This window comes from Ewingella allii (genome assembly GCF_044430645.1).
In the GTDB taxonomy this organism is placed as follows: Bacteria; Pseudomonadota; Gammaproteobacteria; order Enterobacterales; family Enterobacteriaceae; genus Ewingella; species Ewingella allii.
In genome coordinates, this window is record NZ_JAWUDN010000007.1 from 220,327 (window position 1) to 238,964 (window position 18,638).

Annotated in this window: 21 protein-coding genes; 10 read left to right on the forward strand and 11 right to left on the reverse strand. The window is 52.3% G+C overall.

Annotated features, from left to right (window positions below; translation table 11 throughout):
- Positions 1-91 precede the first annotated feature (91 nt).
- Positions 92-985: a LysR family transcriptional regulator gene (locus tag SBO83_RS16270; protein ID WP_112152621.1), complete on the reverse strand. Its 894-nt coding sequence runs from the start codon at positions 983-985 to the stop codon at positions 92-94.
- On the opposite strand from SBO83_RS16270, the gene SBO83_RS16275 reads away from it, so the two are divergent.
- Positions 984-2,276 (forward strand): alpha/beta fold hydrolase, encoded by a 1,293-nt coding sequence (locus SBO83_RS16275; RefSeq protein ID WP_112152620.1) that lies wholly within the window; start codon positions 984-986, stop codon positions 2,274-2,276. The two genes, SBO83_RS16270 and SBO83_RS16275, sit on opposite strands and share 2 nt — an antisense overlap.
- 209 nt (positions 2,277-2,485) lie before the next feature.
- The gene (locus SBO83_RS16280; protein ID WP_217147027.1) at positions 2,486-3,088 is read left to right on the forward strand and encodes a site-specific integrase; all 603 of its coding nucleotides are present in this window, start codon (positions 2,486-2,488) and stop codon (positions 3,086-3,088) included.
- An 89-nt stretch (positions 3,089-3,177) separates the two neighbouring features.
- On the opposite strand, the gene SBO83_RS16285 is transcribed toward SBO83_RS16280, so the two are convergent.
- Genes SBO83_RS16285 through SBO83_RS16295 form a run of 3 tightly spaced genes read right to left on the reverse strand, consistent with a single transcriptional unit; the run spans position 3,178 to position 5,981 of the window.
- Positions 3,178-4,038: an SMP-30/gluconolactonase/LRE family protein gene (locus SBO83_RS16285; RefSeq protein ID WP_216377396.1), complete on the reverse strand. Its 861-nt coding sequence runs from the start codon at positions 4,036-4,038 to the stop codon at positions 3,178-3,180.
- A gap of 57 nt (positions 4,039-4,095) precedes the next feature.
- Entirely contained in the window at positions 4,096-4,569 is a 474-nt protein-coding gene (locus SBO83_RS16290) for a DMT family transporter (protein ID WP_004958554.1), read from the reverse strand.
- Positions 4,570-4,583: 14 nt separating this feature from the next.
- The gene (locus SBO83_RS16295) at positions 4,584-5,981 is read right to left on the reverse strand and encodes an amidohydrolase family protein (protein WP_396132257.1); all 1,398 of its coding nucleotides are present in this window, start codon (positions 5,979-5,981) and stop codon (positions 4,584-4,586) included.
- Positions 5,982-6,111: 130 nt separating this feature from the next.
- On the opposite strand from SBO83_RS16295, the gene SBO83_RS16300 reads away from it, so the two are divergent.
- Entirely contained in the window at positions 6,112-7,029 is a 918-nt protein-coding gene (locus SBO83_RS16300; protein WP_396132258.1) for a LysR family transcriptional regulator, read from the forward strand.
- Positions 7,030-7,122: 93 nt separating this feature from the next.
- On the opposite strand, the gene SBO83_RS16305 is transcribed toward SBO83_RS16300, so the two are convergent.
- Positions 7,123-8,313, reverse strand: a complete 1,191-nt coding sequence (locus SBO83_RS16305; protein ID WP_119261557.1) for an MFS transporter — start codon at positions 8,311-8,313, stop codon at positions 7,123-7,125.
- A gap of 87 nt (positions 8,314-8,400) precedes the next feature.
- Here SBO83_RS16305 and SBO83_RS16310 point away from each other — a divergent pair, with 87 nt between their 5' ends.
- Positions 8,401-9,195: a helix-turn-helix domain-containing protein gene (locus SBO83_RS16310; RefSeq protein ID WP_396132259.1), complete on the forward strand. Its 795-nt coding sequence runs from the start codon at positions 8,401-8,403 to the stop codon at positions 9,193-9,195.
- 67 nt (positions 9,196-9,262) lie between these two features.
- Here the strand turns inward: SBO83_RS16310 and SBO83_RS16315 are convergent, their stop codons facing one another.
- Together SBO83_RS16315 and SBO83_RS16320 are read right to left on the reverse strand one after the other, a co-directional pair.
- The gene (locus SBO83_RS16315; protein ID WP_217216315.1) at positions 9,263-9,682 is read right to left on the reverse strand and encodes a hypothetical protein; all 420 of its coding nucleotides are present in this window, start codon (positions 9,680-9,682) and stop codon (positions 9,263-9,265) included.
- A 169-nt stretch (positions 9,683-9,851) separates the two neighbouring features.
- The gene (locus SBO83_RS16320; protein WP_217147240.1) at positions 9,852-10,598 is read right to left on the reverse strand and encodes an SDR family NAD(P)-dependent oxidoreductase; all 747 of its coding nucleotides are present in this window, start codon (positions 10,596-10,598) and stop codon (positions 9,852-9,854) included.
- Between the two features lie 135 nt (positions 10,599-10,733).
- On the opposite strand from SBO83_RS16320, the gene SBO83_RS16325 reads away from it, so the two are divergent.
- Positions 10,734-11,330, forward strand: coding sequence for a TetR/AcrR family transcriptional regulator (locus tag SBO83_RS16325; RefSeq protein WP_254310979.1), 597 nt, complete (start codon positions 10,734-10,736; stop codon positions 11,328-11,330).
- A 16-nt stretch (positions 11,331-11,346) separates the two neighbouring features.
- Positions 11,347-11,736, forward strand: a complete 390-nt coding sequence (locus SBO83_RS16330; protein ID WP_217147239.1) for a VOC family protein — start codon at positions 11,347-11,349, stop codon at positions 11,734-11,736.
- A 140-nt stretch (positions 11,737-11,876) separates the two neighbouring features.
- Here SBO83_RS16330 and SBO83_RS16335 read toward each other — a convergent pair whose 3' ends face one another.
- Positions 11,877-12,827 (reverse strand): AraC family transcriptional regulator, encoded by a 951-nt coding sequence (locus SBO83_RS16335; RefSeq protein ID WP_217147242.1) that lies wholly within the window; start codon positions 12,825-12,827, stop codon positions 11,877-11,879.
- Between the two features lie 96 nt (positions 12,828-12,923).
- On the opposite strand from SBO83_RS16335, the gene SBO83_RS16340 reads away from it, so the two are divergent.
- The 3 genes from SBO83_RS16340 to SBO83_RS16350 are packed head-to-tail and all read left to right on the forward strand — an operon-like array spanning position 12,924 to position 15,069.
- A complete protein-coding gene (locus SBO83_RS16340; RefSeq protein WP_217147238.1) occupies positions 12,924-13,667 on the forward strand; it encodes an SDR family NAD(P)-dependent oxidoreductase in 744 nt (247 codons plus the stop codon).
- A gap of 17 nt (positions 13,668-13,684) precedes the next feature.
- Positions 13,685-14,089 carry a VOC family protein gene (locus tag SBO83_RS16345; RefSeq protein ID WP_217147237.1) on the forward strand — a complete coding sequence of 135 codons (405 nt, stop codon included), beginning with the start codon at positions 13,685-13,687 and terminating at the stop codon, positions 14,087-14,089.
- Positions 14,086-15,069 carry a saccharopine dehydrogenase family protein gene (locus SBO83_RS16350; RefSeq protein WP_217147236.1) on the forward strand — a complete coding sequence of 328 codons (984 nt, stop codon included), beginning with the start codon at positions 14,086-14,088 and terminating at the stop codon, positions 15,067-15,069. The genes SBO83_RS16345 and SBO83_RS16350 overlap by 4 nt, the downstream gene beginning before the upstream one ends.
- A gap of 248 nt (positions 15,070-15,317) precedes the next feature.
- On the opposite strand, the gene SBO83_RS16355 is transcribed toward SBO83_RS16350, so the two are convergent.
- From SBO83_RS16355 to SBO83_RS16365, 3 genes are all read right to left on the reverse strand, one after another.
- The gene (locus tag SBO83_RS16355) at positions 15,318-16,040 is read right to left on the reverse strand and encodes an SDR family oxidoreductase (RefSeq protein ID WP_217147235.1); all 723 of its coding nucleotides are present in this window, start codon (positions 16,038-16,040) and stop codon (positions 15,318-15,320) included.
- 5 nt (positions 16,041-16,045) lie between these two features.
- Positions 16,046-16,537, reverse strand: coding sequence for a nuclear transport factor 2 family protein (locus tag SBO83_RS16360; RefSeq protein ID WP_217147234.1), 492 nt, complete (start codon positions 16,535-16,537; stop codon positions 16,046-16,048).
- A gap of 208 nt (positions 16,538-16,745) precedes the next feature.
- On the reverse strand, positions 16,746-17,492 hold the full coding sequence (locus SBO83_RS16365; RefSeq protein ID WP_217147233.1) for an SDR family NAD(P)-dependent oxidoreductase: 747 nt from the start codon (positions 17,490-17,492) through the stop codon (positions 16,746-16,748).
- Between the two features lie 178 nt (positions 17,493-17,670).
- Here SBO83_RS16365 and SBO83_RS16370 point away from each other — a divergent pair, with 178 nt between their 5' ends.
- Entirely contained in the window at positions 17,671-18,252 is a 582-nt protein-coding gene (locus SBO83_RS16370; RefSeq protein WP_217147232.1) for a TetR/AcrR family transcriptional regulator, read from the forward strand.
- Positions 18,253-18,638 lie beyond the last annotated feature (386 nt).

Consider the following 18,638-nt stretch of genomic DNA (forward strand, 5'->3'; position numbering starts at 1 on the left):
GATACAATGTCCACTTTTCGCTCTCAGCAGACCTTCAGCGTCAGGTGTTTGTCTGCTGCGTGCCAACAGCAGACGTTACTTCTTGCATATTTCAATTTTCTTCTCCCCACAGCGGTGTATCTCCTAACGCTTTAGCAATAAAATCAACAAAGCTGCGAACCTTGAAAGGAATACGGATCGCGCTGGGATAAACAGCCTGAATAGTAAGTTCAGTCGTCCGGTATGCTGGCAGCAGCTTTATCAGCTTGCCCTGCTTAATATGCTCGCCAAAAACAAAGTTGGGCCCGTAAGCAATGCCTGTTCCGGCCAGTACAGATTCAAGAAGCAACTGAATGTTATTGGCAGTCATACGGCATGGGCCTTCAATACTGTGCGGCCTGCCTTGTGCATCATAAATCGTCCAGTCTCCCGCTGAAACCGCCTGGCTGAACGCCAGTCGAGGCGCACGGGAAAGATCATCCGGCGTCTCTGGTGTGCCATGTTTTTTCAAATACTCCGGTGAGGCGCACAAAACCATCCTGCAAGGTGCCAGCCGCCGCGTAACCAGTGTCGGATCCTCAAGACGCCCAACTCGGATGGCAACATCGATTCGATTTTCGAGTAGATCGGCGTATTTATCCTCCAGTACAACGTCCAGACTGACCTCCGGAAATTGCTCCAGATAGCGTGATACGATCCTACCAAGATGCATTGCACCGAAGGCGACCGGTGCTGCAACGCGAAGCAACCCCTTCGGTGTTTTCTGAACATCACTGGCTTCCCGGTTCGCATCCTCAAGAACCTCAAGAATAACTTTGCAACGTTCATAATACCGCTCACCGGCATCCGTCAGGCTAAGACGGCGTGTTGAACGCTGAAGAAGTCGTACATTTAGATCAGATTCTATAGCGCTGACATGCTTTCCTGCCATTGCAGCCGAAAGCTTAAAACGTCTCGCGGCGGCGGCGAAACTGCCTTCATCCACTGCCGCGATAAAAATCTGCATGCTGGTGAACCTGTCCATTACTTACCACCATTCGATAATCAGAGTATCGGCTGTCGACACAATTACGCTGATTATCATCACTCATGACAGCAATTACCATTACCTTAATTACATGAAGAGGCATGAGACGATGAAAATTAAGGTGAATGGAACGGGTATCCACATTGAGCAACAGGGCAGCGGTGAAATTGCACTGGTATTTTTGCATTATTATGGCGGTTCATCCCGTACCTGGGAGAGCGTGATAAGTCAGTTACCTGACCACTACCGCACAGTTGCAATCGACCACCGGGGCTGGGGGGGCTCAGACGCACCTAAATCAGGATACCGAATTGGTGACCTTGCTCGGGATGCCGAAGGGGTTATTTCAGCGCTTGAGCTTAAACGCTACATTCTTGTTGGCCATTCGATGGGGGGAAAAGTTGCCCAACTGATGGCGTCGCGTCGGCCTGCAGGTCTTGAAGGCCTGATGCTTATCGCTCCCTCTCCACCTTCACCTATGCGTCTCACGCCTGAGCAGCGCGATACGTTATCCAGCGCATATAACAGCCGCGAATCTGTCGGCTTTGTGATTGATAATGTCCTGACAGCGGGGGCACTAAGTTCTGCTCTGCGTGAACAGGTAATCGAGGACAGTTTGAGGGCCTCATCCGAGGCCAAAGAAGGCTGGCCTAATACGGCTATCGGCGAAGACATTACCCAGGAAGTGGCCTCAATTAATGTCCCTGTGACGGTCATTTCAGGGGAGTTGGATCGTGTAGACCTTCCGGCTACTCTGCAAAGAGAATTGCTGCCCCTTATTTCACATGCATCAATGTATATCATTCCAGACGTCGGACATCTCTTGCCTCTGGAGGCCCCTACAGAGGTCGCCAGCCACCTGTTAAAATTTACAGCCGCCATTGAAGGGGGGACAGCAGTCTACCATTCGCCTGTCGAAACGATAGCCGCGTTTGATGATGCTTTCAATGCAGGCAGGGTTGATGACCTGCTGGCTCTGTTCAGTAACCGTGCCACTATGAAAATGACTGATGGTGTGGTCATCGAAAGCGATCCTGAAAAGCTTCGGGACACTTTTTTGTCACTGACATCATCCCAGCCAGTTATCAGAAACCATATCCGCTCGATCCTCTCCGCCGGTGAAATGGCTCTGCTTATTATTGACTGGACTTTGACCATAACCACTAAGGATAGAACACTGCACGAAGAGTCCGGTACAGCAACGCAGGTGTTGTTGCGAAGCGTTGACGGAGGTTGGCGGCTGCTGATTTCAAATCCATCAGGAACGTAGTGAGTTCAGTAAGAATAGCTTGCGCTAGCAATATCGCGTGGCTGCAGAGAGGTAAGTGACATCCGCCACCACCCGCATGCCGTTTTAAGGCATGCGGTAATAACGATGAGCGCAAGATTGCTGTTATGTCTTGCTGCTTTCGGAGCGCCTGCTTTTCGCTCATGAGGGACAATCATACTTAAATCTCCTACATTGCAGGAGGTTTGGGCATGAACACGTCACCGTGGAACAAAAATCGTATCATCGGACAAAAAAGACCGCTTCAGATATCTCATATCTGGGGGATTCGAATCAGACTTGAACTGGAAGGAAAAACACGCGATCTAGCCCTGTTCAACATGGCTTTAGACAGTAAACTTCGGGGTTGTGATTTGGTAAAACTCAAAGTATCAGATGTTGCATATGGCAGTTCTGTTGCGAGCAGAGCAACGGTGTTACAACAGAAAACCGGTAGCCCCGTCCAATTTGAGATAACCAAAGGGACAAGAGAAGCAGTTGCAGCGCTAATAAAGCGGGGCAATCTGCACAGTAAAGACTACTTGTTCCAATCTCGGGTCGGTTCCTGCCAACACATTTCAACCCGGCAATACAACCGTATTTTTCATGGATGGGTAGAAAAGCTTGATCTCGAAGATTCGCTGTACAGCACACATTCCATGAGAAGAACAAAACCTTACCTGATATACAAGAAGACCAAGAATCTCCGGGTGATCCAACTTCTGTTGGGTCATAAGAAACTAGAAAGCACAGTGCGTTATCTGGGCATTGAAGTCGATGATACGTTAGAGATCTCTGAGTCGATTGAAGTCTAAGGTTGTCAGGGCTGCAACAGCAGCCCTGTGCCAGAAGCGGACGTTTTCTTTGAGCCAGAACTGCCAAATTTCTATCAGTATCAAAACCATTAAACTGTGTGTGCCGCAAAGCGGTTTTCAGGTAATCCGGGACTGAGATCAGATTTAGCTTTGAGCAATGCACCGTCATATTCAGACAGCGCAGTGAGTCCCACTGTAGCCGTGGTGCAATAGAGACGGGTAAAACCCTCACCGGCGAGTGTCGGACAGGTGCTCTGGATTCCAGGTGACGTCAGAATAACGTCTGTGGTCCCATCCGGGCGGTAACGGACAACACGGTTCCCCCCCCATTCAGCATTCCATAGATAGCCCATCTCATCCACGCAGGAGCCGTCAGGCGCGCCGCTGCCTTCGCTTTCGGCGAACACGCGCTGGTTCTGCAGCGAGGGGTAATCACAGCACATTATCCGACCCTGCATCGAGTCACAGTAATAGAGCGTGCCGCCATCGGGGCTGAAACAGATGCTGTTCGGTATAGCGACATCGGGCAGTGCAAGCATCTCAACAGTCAGCGTTGCCGCGTTGAGTCGATGAAACTTACCGATGGCTTTAACGGGATAACCGTCATCCATCGTCCCGAAGACAAAATTACCGGCACGGTCACATCGTCCATCACCTATGCGGGTGCCGGTGCCTCCCGGTGAAGCGGCCACTGGGGTAATTAACCCGCTGTTGAGATCATAGAAAGCCAGCCTTGACGCGAATCCCATCAGCAGAATGTGACTTTGTTCAGTCAGTGCAAAGGAGCCGAGGCGTTCAGGCAGCGACCAGCGCATCACAGCATCATTGCCTTCTTCTATGGCGAGCAGTTCACTGGCTTCAATGTCAGTCCAGTAGAGCCTGCGGGTTCTTTCACACCACAGCGGGCACTCTCCGAGCGTATTCCTGACCTCAGCTGCAATTGAAAACATGATAATCCTCCGGATATAAAAGGTCGTACTGCACGAGGGCAAAAGTGGATAACGCAGTTACTGCAGAAAACGTGCAGAGAGCCGATCGCCGAAAAGCATGACGGCAAGTCCGATCAGCATGACAACCATTCCCCCCAGCCTGAGTAACGAAACCGGACGCCGCACAGCGCCCAGCAAGCCAAAATGGTCAATCATCTGCGAGGAAAGTAACTGTCCGACAATCGCCAGCCCGAGCAGAGCTGAAAACCCGATTTTCGGCGCAAGCACGACATAGCTGAACAGGGCACATGCGCCTATCATTCCGCCCGCCAGACTCCAGAGGGGTTGCGACGGGATCGCCGCTAGCGATGTCATCAACCCACCCCGCAGCAGCGCGTAAATCCCCAGACTGAACGCGCCCGCCGTAAATGAAAACAGCGCCGCAGTGACCGGGTCGCCGCCCAGTCCCTTTGCCAGCTGGCTGTTCAGGGTCGTCTGCAGGGTGATCCCCAGACCTGCGGCAAAAGCGATTACGTAATAGATCATGCCCATGCTTTTCACCCTGGTCAGTCGGCCTGCACCAGCGGCAGGAAGGTGTCAGCAAAAATGTCAGGCTGGTAGCCAGAGGCTGCAAAAAGGTGCTCACGCGACTCATCAATCGCCGCACGTAGTCGCGCGCTGTCTACGCCCAGCACCTTACCGTTCTGTTTAACGATGCGTCCGCCGATCATGACGGTGTCGATGTTGCTGCGCTCGGCGGCATGAACCACCGTGCCAAAGGCATTGCCGGACGGGTAAAGATTGAGATCACTGACGCTAATCAGCACCAGGTCGGCTTGTTTGCCTGGCGTCAGGCTGCCCACTTTGTCCTGCAGCCCTGCACAGGCAGCGCCATCAAGAGTCGCGGCTTTAAGGAGTTGCGCCGCCGGAAGCGTTTTCAGCGCATGTTCAGAATCGCAGCACTGCTGCTGATGCATGCCCATCACGCGCTGCAGGTAAAAGGCGACGCGCATCTCCATAAACATATCGGTGCTGTACGACGTTTCATTGTCTACGCTCAGGCCAGGGTTGATGCCATGACGCTGCGCGGCCTCAATGGCGAACATCCCGCTTTCGATGCCATAGTGCGAATCTGAGCGCGGGCAGACATTCACCCGGACACCGGCCTCCCGTAGAATTTTCCATCCCCGGTCGGGCAGCGCCGTGCAGTGATTGAAAATATTGTCCGGACCCAGCAGCCCTTGCTGATGCAGCGACTCAAGTTCAGACCCCATCTCAGCGCCAAAGAACTCAGTGACAATCGACAGTCCCAGCCTGCGGGCCTCGGCCCACAACTCCGGCTCCAGCTGGGCCATGACGGCGAGAGAGACCAGGCTTTCAGGGTTGTCGGTGAAATACTTATCCTGCAGACGCTGCCAGTTTCCCGGCCAGTGGGCTTTATCCCATTCGCCAGCTACCGGTGCGCCGGAAGCATGAATGGCACGAATGCCGGTATCAAGCAGGGCCTCCACGGCGGCATCGGAATGCGCTGCGGTTCGGCTGTTGTGCGAGTTATCGATCATCATGGTGATACCCGCGTCAATAGCGCCCAGCGCCGTCAGCAGGTTGCCGACATAGATATCGGCAGGACGGTAATATTTAGCGAAGGAGAAGTGCGTGGCGTTGCTGTAGTCGTCCAGGCAGGTGGCGTTTGGGTTAATTCGGCGCAGCTGTCCTTCCCATGCGTGACGATGAGAATCGACCATTCCCGGCATGGCGATCATGTTGGTGGCATCAATGACATGCGCACCCGGCACATCAAGGTTCTGGCCGACGGCGGTAATCGTTGAGCCGTTGATGAGAATATCACCGCGCTCAATGTTACCGACGCTCTCGTCCATGCTCAGTATCGTCGCGCCACGAATCAACGTAGCCTGTGAAGTGACATTCTGATTGTTAACAATATTTCGGATGTAGTCGGTCATTAAACCTGCCTCTTTCCTGATTAATGGGGAAACGATACGCCACGTCATTAGCCAGAAAAAGATGCTTAAAGCGTTTTCATAATTCATAATTCGCGAATAATCAGACTCACTTTTACCCCGGAGCAGGACGATGGATCGGATTCAGGCTATGCAGGTTTTTATTAGGGTTGCTGAAGCCGGAAGCTTTGTGCGTGCGGCAGAGACACTGTCACTGCCAGCTTCCACCGTCACCAGCACGATTAAAAATCTGGAGAAATACCTGCAGGTGCGTCTGCTTAACCGGACGACGAGGCGGGTCAGACTCACTCCTGAAGGCCTGCAGTATCTTGCGCAGTGCCGGGAAATCCTTTCACTGATTGAACACACGGAATCCAGCCTGATCGATTCCGTCAGACGGCCCCAGGGGCGACTGCGGATAGATATGCCCGGTGGGATCGCCCATTTTATCGTCATGCCGAATCTGAAAGATTTTTACCGGCTCTATCCGGATATTTATCTGATGATTGGCGTCAGCGACCGGCAGGTTGATCTTGTTCAGGAAGGTGTGGATTGCGTCATCAGAACCGGGGAATTAACCGACTCCACGCTGGTTGCCCGTCCCCTTGGCCGGTTTCGCTGGGTGACCTGTGCCTCGCCGGACTATCTCAGGGAGTACGGTATCCCTGAGACGCCTGAAGCGTTGTCGCAGCATAGGGCAATCCATTACTTTTCCGGTTCGGGAAGACGGACCAATGAACTGCGTTTTACGCGTGGCACTGAGATGCTTTCCGTTCCGGTAGAAGGGGACGCAGCCGTTAACGAAACGGGACTCTATATCAGACTCTGTCTTGAGGGTTTTGGGCTGGCGCAGCTTGCTGAGAATGTGATTTCGGAGAATCTGCGGCAAGGCAAACTGGTCGAGGTTCTGGCGGACTGGCAGCCACCTTCCGTGCCGGTGACGATGCTCTATCCGCATCAGCGTTTTCTCTCTCCCGCCGTGCGTGCTTTTGCTGACTGGGTCGGCGAACTTTTCAACGATGTCGCAGGTGAGAAACGGCCTTCCCGGTAAGAGATGGTCTTGAGAGCAAGAGTACGCTTCAGAACGATAATGGACAGCATCCACAGCAGAGGAACCGATCGTTCCCCTGTGGTGCCAGCCAATTCAGCCCGTCTGCTGTACAGGTTCCAGATGCGCATTTCGTCCGGCAGCCATTCCGGTGCAGGCACCTGCGACCGCGATTGCTGCGGTCATCAGTAATGGCAATGTCCAGCCTCCGGACAACTCCTGTACTTTGCCCAGCAGCAGCGGACCCATCGCCGCCATCAGATAACCGACGCTCTGCGCCATGCCTGACAGCGCGGCGGCGTCACCGGCATTTTTGGTACGAAGTCCGATGAAGGTCAGGCCCAGCATCATACTGGCACCCGAGCTGAAGCCGAGAAGAGCAGCCCACAGCATCGCCAGATTCGGCAGGTACATGATGCCGATAAAGGACGCAGCGGTTAACAGGCTGACGCCGGCAGCGGCTGCTTTCTGATCGTTGAGGCGACGCAGCGTGGCGGCCAGAATCAGGCCGGGAATGGCGGTGGTCAGCTGAAGAATGCCGTGTACTTCACCGGCCTGGGCTGAGGAGAGTCCACTGTCCGTTAGAATGGCGGGCAGCCAGCCGACAGCAACATAAAACGGCATCGCATTCAGGCCCATAAACAAGGTGACCTGCCATGCCAGAGGCGAGCGCCAGACCGCGACGGTCGCCGTTGTTTTCTCACCCGCTGCTGGCAACTGATGCTTCATCTTTAACTGGGGCAACCATAAAAGCAACGCAAGCAGCGGTGCAATAACCAACATGGCTAACGCGATGTTCCAGCCCCAGTTCTGCGTCAGAGGAATGACAACGGCTGAACCAATAGCACCAGCCGCGCCCATGGTGATGGAATATGCCCCCGTCACGGAAGCCACGTTGCCAGAAAAGTCGCGTTTGATAAGGCCAGGCAACAGGACATTGCCGAGGGCAATCCCGATACCTATCAATATGGTTCCGCCATAAAGCGCCCAGACACTGCCTGTGGAGCGAAGCAGGATGCCCGCTGAAATCACGGCCAGGGCACCAAAAAGGGTGCGTTCAAGACCGTACTTGTGTGAGATGGATGCGCTCAGCGGTGAAAAGGCGGCAAATGCCAGTAAAGGCAGCGAGTTAAGCAACCCAACGGCAGTAATACTTAGCCCAAAATCATGGCGAATAGACTCTAAAACGGGTGCGATAGCGGTAAAAGGAACACGCAGGTTGATAGCTATAAAAAGGATGCCGGTCACAAGTATGATTGAAGACCACTTGTTCGTAGTGTGGGACATAAATTTTGCTTTCTCTGGTAAAAAGAAAGACTTTAAAGGACGCATGAGTTACAGAATATAGATAACCTGACAACATATAACTAAATCATGCCACTTAATAAAAAACCGGTGACCTCACCGGATGAGTTTAATTCCGATGCTTTCAGTCAGGCTGCTATCGCGCTGCATGTATCATCGTCAGGCGAGTATGCAGGTCAGAGTCCGCACGCTCACCGTAAGGGACAACTTATTATCTCTTTGCGCGGTGCAGTGAGCTGTGAGGTTGAGGATGCGCTGTGGCTTGTTCCACCCGGACATGCTGTCTGGGTTCCGGGTGAAATCCCCCACAGTTGCCGGGTCACGAAGAATGCAGATACCTGCTTTCTGTTTATCGAACCCGGCGCGGCAGCGATGCCGGAAATCTGTTGTACCCTGGCGATTACTTCTCTGGTCCGCGAGCTTGTTCTGTATCTGGCAGAACAGGGACAGGCTTATTCTCCTGACAGTAAAACTGCCAGGCTCGCAGCGGTGCTGCTGGAGCATATTCCGGATGTGCCGGTTGAAGCGCTCCATCTTCCCGTATCCGATCATCCTAAAATGCGGAATATGGCGGAGGCACTTTTTAATGAGCCTGATGATCGGCGAACGTTAAAGCAGTGGGCTGCACATCTGGTCACCAGCGAACGATCGCTGGCCAGGCTGATAAAAGAGGCGACAGGAATGAGCTTTGGTCGCTGGCGTCAGCAACTGCATTTGATGATTGCCCTGAGCCATCTGGCTGAAGGTCAGTCCGTGCAGCGCGTAGCCGGAACGCTGGGATATGATTCGGTCAGCGCATTTATTACGATGTTCAGAAAAGCGCTGGGTAAATCACCGACGCAATATTTTTCGTCTCTAAACTAATGCAAAACAACACAAACCGAATTTTTATAAAGAACCCCAGCGTCCGCTGTTCACTCAAAACTGCCTGTCATTCCTGCTTAAAAAACAGGCTTAACGTAGGATATTTTCCGTTTTCCAAGCGGACCCTATCCAGGCATTGCTCAAGTTGCCCAGCCAGCAGGGGAAAATCCATGAGGCTGTATAGTCGAGGCCATTTGATCAATTTTCGGTAGCGCAGTTGCTCCGACTCGATGCGCAAGTCATCATTTGGGCGCCACTGAATGTTGAACAGCTTGTCATGACGCGATAGGTCGACCAACCAGTTTCCGTTAGATGGGATGCGCAAATCCAGTTTCAGGCTTTCAGGCCGCAAGTTGTTGCGCTTGTAAAACCAGTGCTCAGGCGGTTCGTTGGTTAGGTCGACGGAACACCCGCTATATGACACCTCGGCAACACCGAACCTTGCAAACCATTCGGCGACTTCGGGGTGGGTAGAATGGTCGAACATATTTTGCATGCTCCTTAGAAAGCGTCATTTAGCACAAGAGCTTATCGCTCATAGCAGCCCAATAAAATCCTTTTGGGCTGCTCTGTGCCAGAAGCGGACATCTGCGCTCCGCACCAACGCAAACGGTGGGCCGAAGTGCTTTTGTGTAAAATGAACTTACCGCCCTCTTTCAGCTCTGAGAGGCGCCCCCATCAGCGAACAGCTCTATACCATTCACATAACTTGAGGCATCACTGGCCAGGAATGAAACAACAGAAGCTATTTCTTCCGGCTCTCCGATACGTCCCAGCGGACTTTTAGCGGTGAGGAAGGCGATCCCTTCTTCGGCATTATCGCCGAATGCGGCTCTGAGCGACGCTGTATTCACAGGGCCCGGGCTGACGATATTTATGCGTATACCCGAACCGCGCAGCTCTGTAATCCAGCTTCTCACCATGTTTCTGACTGCGGCTTTGGTCGCACCATAAATACTCATGGTGGGTCCCGGGTCTGCTGAAGCCGTCGAACCAATGATAACCACGCTTGAACCCTTTCCAAGCAGGGGCAACGCCTGCTGAACAGTCAGAACAACGCCTTTAACATTTGTGGCAAACTGGTCGTTGATTTGTTTTTCAGTTATTTCACCAAGCGGGGCATGAACCCCACCGCCGGCATTAGCGACAAGAATATCAATGTGTCCGAATTCCGCTTTAACCTGTTCATAAAGCGCATCAAGACTAACCTTACTGCTGACGTCAGCAACAATACCTTTAACATTTTTCCCCAGAGCCTTTACCGCCTCCTGAAGGGTTTCTGCATTCCGGCCAGTGATAATGACATCTGCGCCATCATCACTCATGCTTTTCGCTATAGCCAGACCAATGCCGCTTCCGCCACCGGTGATAACGGTGACCTTACTCTTAAATGACTGATTCATATATGTACCATTTTTAAGTTTGTAGTGCTCACTATATACATACTCATGCGGGCTGTCATCACCTGAATATAGCGATCACTACAAGAAAGCTTTAAGATGATAGCTTACATATTTGTGATGCAAGGGATAAAACATATGAGCGATAGTGAAAAACAAAAGGCGCCCAGGCGGATATTTGACAGGGCGTCCGGCGTGCAGACGGCTAAAGCGCTGTTTCATCAGCGTGGTTATGATGCTGTAGGTATTACGGAACTGACAAAGAAGCTCAATATAAACCCTCCCAGCCTTTACGCCGCTTACGGTAGTAAATCAGGGCTGTTTGAACGCTGTCTGAATCTGTACGTAGCAGAGGGAAATCTTCCGGCTGACAAAATTTTGACACAGGGCAGGCCGCTGGATGAGGCAGTTTCAGATCTCTTTATGACTGCTGCGCGGCTATATGTCCGCTCTCCGGCGCAGCGAGGTTGTCTTGTGGCTGAAGGTATGCGTGCCGACGATCCGCAGGCCCGTGAGCTGGCAAGTCGCTATGGTGAGGCTGGGATTCAGTTCATCAGAAGTTATATCCGGCAGTGTGAACCTTCACGGGACCGCGAGCTTTCTGATTTTGTCGTGACAACGCTGCGGGGCTTTTCCGCAGCCGCAGTAACGGGACTGTCAAAAGCCAGGTTAACTGCCGTGGCTCAGATGGCCGGTCAGGCATTCAGCGCACTCGTGACGCCAATTAATGTTTAACCCGGAGATAAAAGTCATGTCTGTTATCGACCATGTTGAAATTGCAGTAAAAAATGCGCAGGTATCGCTTAAATTTTTTGAAGCAGCCCTCGCTCCTCTGGGGTTCAGGCTGATTATTTCTGTGCCTCCGGAGCGGACTTTAACAGGCGGTGCCCGGTACGGGCTGGGCCCGGAGGGATATCCGAGGATCTGGCTTCATGATAAAGACATAGCAGGGGCTTCAACACATCTGGCTTTTGCTGCCAGTGAACGGGCTTCAGTCGACGCATTCTGGCGTGCCGCTCTACAGGCGGGGGGTGAAGACAATGGCGCACCGGGAATTCGCAACCATTACCACTCTCAATATTACGCGGCTTATGTCCTGGATCCTGACGGTAATAACATCGAAGCCGTCTGTCAGAAATGATGAGTAATACTGCCGGTCGTGACTTTACGAAAATGAACCACGTCTGAGTTACTGCCTGTTGGGTTTGCCTGGCTGCCAGTCACTGAATAAAACATCGAAAGATGAGTTATTCAGTGACTGGCAGCAAATGTACTGTCGCATTAATCATGGTGATTCAGAGCGCTTTCTGCATTTTCATCCTTGTTCCGGAGGCTTGCAGCATCTTTTAAAGGAGAGCGGCCAAAGAAACGGGCGTACTCACGATTAAACTGGGGCACGCTGCGATAACCCACCTCCATGGCAACAGACGTGACGCTTTGCTGCCGCACCAGCAGCCGAGTTCTGGCATTAAGAAGGCGGACGCGCTTCTGATACTGAACCGGGCTCATGTTTGTCACGGCCTTAAAATGACGATGAAAGGCCGATACGCTCATAGCTTCCTGTCCGGCCAGTGATTCGACCACAAATTCATCAGCAAAATTATGTCTTATCCAGCGTATCGCATTACCAATTCGCGCCAGCATAGTTCCCGGTGAAGCAATATCCCTCAGCATCCAGCCGTGTGGGCCTTTCAGAACATGATAAAGAATCTCACGTTCATACACCGGCCCGAGAGCGGGGATATCTTCAGGCGTGTTCATCAGGCGAAGCATTCTCACCCAGGCATCCAGCAGTTCGGGCGTGACGGCAGCCACGGAAAAAGCACCCGACTGTGAATCGGCCTTCACGGGAGGTAAATCAGCCAGCAGCGTCGCAATCCGTTCGGGCGTCAGGGTCAGGCTGACCGCGAGATACGGCTCACCGGTGGCCTCAGGGTGGACTGCGCCTACGGCTGGCAGGTCTACTGACATGACAAAGTAAGAAGCAGGATTGTAATTAAACACCCGGTCTCCCACCGTCATGGATTTACTGCCACGCAGTATGAGATTAACCATCGGCTCATAAACCGCAGCCAGCGCATGTGGGGGAACGTCACCTTGCACCATTGCCACACGGGGGATACCGGTTTCGGTTCGCCAGTTTCGGGCATGAGCGGCCAGGAGACGCAGCTCGTCAAGCAGGGGTTCCAGTGTCAAAGTCGGCCTCCTCAGTAGGGTGAATAAAGCGAGCATAAAGCAGAAAAAGGCAAGAATCGAGCAGGAACGCAGAGGCTGACCGCTCCGGGGTACTTTATCCTTTTTCATATCGCAGGAAGAAAGGATGAAATCATGAAAATTGTACTGATTACCGGCGGCAGTGGCGGGATCGGCGCCAGCGTGGCGCAGCAGTGCGCGGCTAAAGGGATGGGAGTTATTGTGACTTATAAACGCCACCCTGAAGCTGCCCTGAGGGTTGTGAAGGAAATTGAAGCGTCAGGCGGTCGTGCCGTTGCGCTGCATCTGGATGTGGCTCGTACCGAAACCTTCGGCACTTTCCGCGACGCCTTACTGGACATAGTCAGTGTCACCTGGGAACGTGAGCAGATTGACGTGCTGGTAAACAACGCCGGGTTTGGGCTCTTCAACCCGATTGAAACGGTGACGGAGAGTGAGTTCGACACTCTTTTTGCCGTACACCTGAAGGGCCCTTTTTTCCTGACCCAAAAGCTGCTGCCTCTGATTTGTGATGGAGGACACATCATCAACGTTACCAGCGCCACCACGCGCGTGGCTACGGCAGGTGTTGCGCCCTACGCTGCCTTTAAAGGCGGCCTTGAAGTACTGACCCGCTATATGGCCAAAGAGTTCGGGCCGCGGCGCATCCGGGCAAACGCAGTCTCTCCGGGTGCAATCCGTACGTCGCTTGGCGGAGGGCTGAATGATGAAATTGAGGCGCTACTCGCCTCACAGACCGCGCTGGAACGCGTGGGGGAGCCGGATGATGTCGGCCGGGTTATCGCAGGCCTGGTCTCTGATGACAGCGTCTGGATCAACGCACAATCCATCGAGGTCGCCGGCGGCTACCAAATCTGAATCCTTCCGGAGGTTTTATGCTCGATCATCTGTTTTTAACGGTCAGCGATACAGACCGTTCTGTCCGTTTCTATACGGAAGCGCTTGCCCCTCTCGGCATCACGGTTCGTCATGATTATGACGGAAAAGAGGGGCCGCCCGGCCACCCGGATTTGAAAGGGTTCGGTGCTGAGGGCCGGATCTTTTTCTGGCTACGCGAAGGAACTGTTGCACCAGCTGCTGTACATGTCGGGTTTGTCGCGCGAAATCAGACAATGGTGAATGAAGCCTATGCTTCAGCCATGCGTGCCGGCGCGTCTGACAATGGTGCACCCGGTGTCCGGCTTCACTACGATCCCCGTTACTACGCCGCTGGCGTTTTCGACCCCGATGGCTACAGCTTGGAATTTGTTTATAAAGAATGGCAGCACCCTCAACCATGAAAACATTACTGATTTATGGCGCCACCGGTTACACGGGACGCATGACCGCCGCGCAGGCTAAAAGTGCCGGCCTGAATATTATTATTGCCGGCAGAAACAGGCAGCGGCTGGCCGCACTTGCCTGTGAACTTGACGTCAGTATGCGGGTATTCGGCCTGGAGGACGCTGCTGAAACCGCGCTGCAGCTGGCAGGCATCGGCGCTGTGCTGAACTGCGCCGGGCCGTTTGCTGCTACGGCAGAACCACTGATGAAAGCCTGTATAGACCAGGGTATTCATTACCTTGATATCACAGCGGAAATTAACGTTTACCGGCTGGCTGAGTCACTGGGAGAAAGAGCGGCGCGGGCCGGGAGTATGCTATTGCCGGGCGTGGGCTGGGACGTGGTGCCTACCGACTGCCTGGCCGTTCGCCTTGCACGACATGTACCGGAATCACGACGGTTGCGTATAGCATTACAGGTGGCCGGAACGATGTCCCGGGGGTCTGCCGTCAGCGCAGGCGAAATAATCGCAGCCGGCCTGCTGGTACGTGTTAACGGTATTCTGATGACGAAAGAGGATGCACAGCCCGGCTGGTTTGATTTTGGCGACGGTCCCGTTGCCTGTGCGCCGCTTTCCTTTGGCGATCTGGTAACAGCATGGCATTCAACCGGTATTCCGGATATTGAGATGTTTGTGCATGTCACAGGGGATGCCTTTCCGCAGGGGGATTTGTCCATGCTTCCTGAAGGGCCCGGGCAGGATGAACGCGATGCAAATCGCGCACGCGCAGTTGCTGAAGTTACCGGGGCTGACGGGAAGACCCACCGGGCTGTGATCGGGACGGTTAACGGATATTCCTATACGCCGCTTGCGGCCACAGAAGCTGCCAGACGAGTTCTGAACGGTGACAGTTTCCCCGGCTTTCAGACGCCGGCGATCGTTTTTGGTAGTGAGTTTGCGCTGAGTATTCCGGGTACATGGCTCCAGCTCTCCTGACTCTGTTAATAAGCTGCCCCGGGCAGCAATGAGCTGACCGGGGTCCCGCATTACATCACTACATTATTTATGTTCCGATATGGCTTGCCGTTCTGGCACTGATGACTGACTGGTATAAAAAGTCAAATCCACTGCGTACCGCAGTAGATAATGATGGGACGTCGGGCTGACAGTTTGTCGGCTTAGTCAGTAGCTTGTCTGTTTTCCCGACATCCCGGTTATTGTATCAGGCGAACGGACATCCCCTGTTACCAGGGCTGGCGTCCGTGACTGCCGAAGAAACCACCTGTAGGTCCGTCCGGTCCCGTTAACGCCATTTTTATTGCCGTTGCAGCCCCTTCATCCGGTGTCAGAAAGCCGGTGTTGGCATTTAAATCGGTTCGTACATGGCCGGGTTCAACAGCGTTCACTTTGATCCCAAAGGGTTCAAGTTCCTTTGCGAATGAAACCGTAACGGCATTCAGGGCGACCTTCGAAGAGGTATAATCAAGGAGATTAACGCTTGAATATATCGAAGTTGGATCGGTAATCAGCGTCAGAGAACCCACGCCGCTGCTCATCATTACGATCCGGGCCTCTCCAGAAGCTTTGAGCAGGGACAGAAAGGCCTGCGTCACGCGTACCGGGCCGAAGAGATTGACTTCATAAACCGCTTTCATGTCTTTAATACTAACCTGGCTCGGAGGTGTGATGGTGTCACTGAGAATGCCCGCATTATTAACAAGAACGTCGAGAGAACCCAGTTCATGCGCAAGTACTGCAGCCGCGTTCTGCACGCTCGCTTCATCTGCAACATCCAGTTCCAGTAGCCTGACGTCAAGACCTTCCTGGCGCAGGATGGCAACTGCTTCTTCACCACGACTGCGATCGCGCGCACCCATCCAGACTGACATACCCGTTCTTGCAAGGCCTCTGACTATAGCAAAGCCAATCCCTTTATTGCTCCCGGTAACAAGCGCGGTCTTTTTCATCTTTACTACACCCCCTCAGTCTGTGAACTGTCGATGGGCGTGCCTACGTGAAACTGAAGTTCGCCCATCAGCCGGGGAACAACGTTGCGCGACGTAAAACGCCACTGACCGTCATGTTTTTCAAAACTGTCGTAATACCGCCCTGTACATATAGGCTGCAAAGGAAACCCCTCCAGTTCCTGATGCACAGTGAAATAGCTGACGCAAGTGGCTGAACTACCGGATGGCGATACATCTACCAGCACATTAGAAACGTTATGCCACGTACGGGGAGTTCCGTCCTTATGGCGCTGAACGCCGCGGTTAAAAAACTGCTCGACCTCTTCACTACCATGTGCCGTATCACTGAGAACAATAAATTCAGCATGTTTAAATAACTCGGCATTCTCTGCAAACTTTCCGTCATCCAGGTTGTGGACGTAGGAAGCAAGTAACCGCTGAATTTTTAATTCATCGAAATAACGTTGTTCATTTTCTGCGTGAACTGAATTAACCATAATTTATTCTCTTCATATCAGGAGGGAAATAGATCCGCCACGCATATACCAGGCGAATCACGTTAAATAATGCCACTGAAAATCAGCGCAACAGGTACACTTCCGGCACGAAGCATCTGTGCCGGATCACATCGAGCCAGTAGGGCCGGTTCCCCTTGAAGGTAGAACTGTTATGATGCCCAAAACCTTAGTTCTTCAGTAACAATGTTCAGATCTGAGATGCGCCGCCATCGGCAAAAATTTCCGCGCCGTTGATATAACTGGCATCATCACTGGCAAGGAAAACAACAGCTTTTGCTATTTCGTCTGTCTGGCCGATGCGACCAATCGGACTGCGGTCACGCAAATACTGCAGGATGGCGTCAACGGGTTCGGGAAGGAAATCGTGTAAGGATTGAGTATCCACCGGTCCGGGGCTGAGAATATTAATGCGAACGCCAGCACCTTTTATGTCCAGAATCCAGCTGCGTACCATTGCGCGTAAAGCAGCCTTGGTGCCTCCATAAACACTGAGGCCCTGACCGGGATTAATGGAGGCCGTTGAACCTGTAATTACAATGCTGCTGCCTGGTTTCATCAGTGGTAATGCTTTCTGAACGGTAAACGTGATACCCCTGACGTTCGTTGTGAACTGACGATCGAACTTCTCCGGGGTTATCTGCCCGAGGGGTTCAAATTCGCCCATTCCGGCATTTGCTATCAGGATGTCGATGCGACCAACCCGGGACAATATTTGCTGATAAAAATCATCTAGTTCCGATAGACTGGATACATCCACCTGAAACTGACTCGCATCCGGTCCAAGAGTACTGAGTGCAGATTCAAGTTTATTCCTGTCCCGCCCGGTAATAATCACGGTTGCACCGAGTGCTGCTAATTCCTGTGCGATACCAAGACCGATACCGGATGATGCGCCGGTCACAACCGCGATTTTGTTCTGAAATGAGTGAGTCACTGTGTATTCTCCTGCTTGTTGTGGGTTATGTATATAGTGATCACTACATATAAAGTTAAAGTATCACAAGTGAAAATTAAACTTAATTTAACAAGTCTTTCCATATCAATAAGATAAATTTAGCATTTGATGCTAATGCTTTTTAGCGATTACTATATAAACTGATTTTGGAGGCAAGATGAAACAAGCAAACAGACTGCGGCGACCTGCCTTTGATCGCGAAGCAGGAGTAGCAATTGCACAGGCACTCTTTCATGAACATGGCTATGACGCTGTCAGTATTGCTAACCTGACTGAGGCGCTGAATATAAAGCCGCCAAGTTTTTATGCTGCATATGGCAGTAAGGTTGGACTGTATGAACGGAGCCTGGAGCGTTATGCGCGGGAGAGTGCGCTTCCCCTGAACAAATTATTATCAACTAATAAAAATGTTGCGAAAGGCGTGGAAGGTTTGCTGGTAGCAGCAGCCAGACAATATGGCCGTCATAAACATCAGCGAGGATGCCTTGTTACCGAAGGCATGCGGGCAGATGACAAAGATGCCCGTGAAGTGGCATGTAAACTGGCAAGACCGGGAATTACAGCCATAAATGACTGGCTTAAGGCTGTGTACCCGGAGTCAGCAGACTGTCTTACAGACTTTATTGTGGTAACACTGAAAGGGTTATCTGCTGCTGCTTATCAGGGCATGCCACAGCGCAGACTGGTCGAAACGGCAAAATTAGCTGCTCATGTTGTAGCCACGCATATCAATACATGACCAGTATTTTCAGAACCTGGAAAAAAAGGATACGCCATACACCTCTGTTCAGGTATCCGAATTGAGTGTATTGACCCTGGCCCATAATCCTGCGCCATTCAGAAACAGAATTCCGGCACGGTAAACACTCGCCATACCGGATTTGCTGATGAGCTTTTTCACACCCGCGAAAACAACGTAAGAGTTGGTGATTTGCCCGTCAACTGAATCGACAGGGGGTCAACATACATTCAGAACCACAAAGAAGGCCCTGCTCAATAGCAGCCACGTAAAATTTCCGCTCTTCGCTCAAAGCTGCCTGTCAAAGTGGTCAAGCTTTACCATAGCTCAGAGGTACAAAAAATAACCTTAACGTACAATAATTTTCGATATCCAAACTGCCCCCT

Bases quoted from the DNA above. Each gene is read 5' to 3' on its own strand.
- SBO83_RS16320 (WP_217147240.1), bottom strand. From the start codon at position 10,598: ATGAATCAGTCATTTAAGAGTAAGGTCACCGTTATCACCGGTGGCGGA.
- SBO83_RS16310 (WP_396132259.1), top strand. From the start codon at position 8,401: ATGCCACTTAATAAAAAACCGGTGACCTCACCGGATGAGTTTAATTCC.
- SBO83_RS16270 (WP_112152621.1), bottom strand. From the start codon at position 985: ATGCAGATTTTTATCGCGGCAGTGGATGAAGGCAGTTTCGCCGCCGCC.
- SBO83_RS16325 (WP_254310979.1), top strand. From the start codon at position 10,734: ATGAGCGATAGTGAAAAACAAAAGGCGCCCAGGCGGATATTTGACAGG.
- SBO83_RS16290 (WP_004958554.1), bottom strand. From the start codon at position 4,569: ATGGGCATGATCTATTACGTAATCGCTTTTGCCGCAGGTCTGGGGATC.
- SBO83_RS16355 (WP_217147235.1), bottom strand. From the start codon at position 16,040: ATGAAAAAGACCGCGCTTGTTACCGGGAGCAATAAAGGGATTGGCTTT.
- SBO83_RS16360 (WP_217147234.1), bottom strand. From the start codon at position 16,537: ATGGTTAATTCAGTTCACGCAGAAAATGAACAACGTTATTTCGATGAA.
- SBO83_RS16330 (WP_217147239.1), top strand. From the start codon at position 11,347: ATGTCTGTTATCGACCATGTTGAAATTGCAGTAAAAAATGCGCAGGTA.
- SBO83_RS16305 (WP_119261557.1), bottom strand. From the start codon at position 8,313: ATGTCCCACACTACGAACAAGTGGTCTTCAATCATACTTGTGACCGGC.
- SBO83_RS16295 (WP_396132257.1), bottom strand. From the start codon at position 5,981: ATGACCGACTACATCCGAAATATTGTTAACAATCAGAATGTCACTTCA.
- SBO83_RS16300 (WP_396132258.1), top strand. From the start codon at position 6,112: ATGGATCGGATTCAGGCTATGCAGGTTTTTATTAGGGTTGCTGAAGCC.
- SBO83_RS16345 (WP_217147237.1), top strand. From the start codon at position 13,685: ATGCTCGATCATCTGTTTTTAACGGTCAGCGATACAGACCGTTCTGTC.
- SBO83_RS16340 (WP_217147238.1), top strand. From the start codon at position 12,924: ATGAAAATTGTACTGATTACCGGCGGCAGTGGCGGGATCGGCGCCAGC.
- SBO83_RS16280 (WP_217147027.1), top strand. From the start codon at position 2,486: ATGAACACGTCACCGTGGAACAAAAATCGTATCATCGGACAAAAAAGA.
- SBO83_RS16285 (WP_216377396.1), bottom strand. From the start codon at position 4,038: ATGTTTTCAATTGCAGCTGAGGTCAGGAATACGCTCGGAGAGTGCCCG.
- SBO83_RS16370 (WP_217147232.1), top strand. From the start codon at position 17,671: ATGAAACAAGCAAACAGACTGCGGCGACCTGCCTTTGATCGCGAAGCA.
- SBO83_RS16315 (WP_217216315.1), bottom strand. From the start codon at position 9,682: ATGTTCGACCATTCTACCCACCCCGAAGTCGCCGAATGGTTTGCAAGG.
- SBO83_RS16275 (WP_112152620.1), top strand. From the start codon at position 984: ATGCTGGTGAACCTGTCCATTACTTACCACCATTCGATAATCAGAGTA.
- SBO83_RS16350 (WP_217147236.1), top strand. From the start codon at position 14,086: ATGAAAACATTACTGATTTATGGCGCCACCGGTTACACGGGACGCATG.
- SBO83_RS16335 (WP_217147242.1), bottom strand. From the start codon at position 12,827: ATGCTCGCTTTATTCACCCTACTGAGGAGGCCGACTTTGACACTGGAA.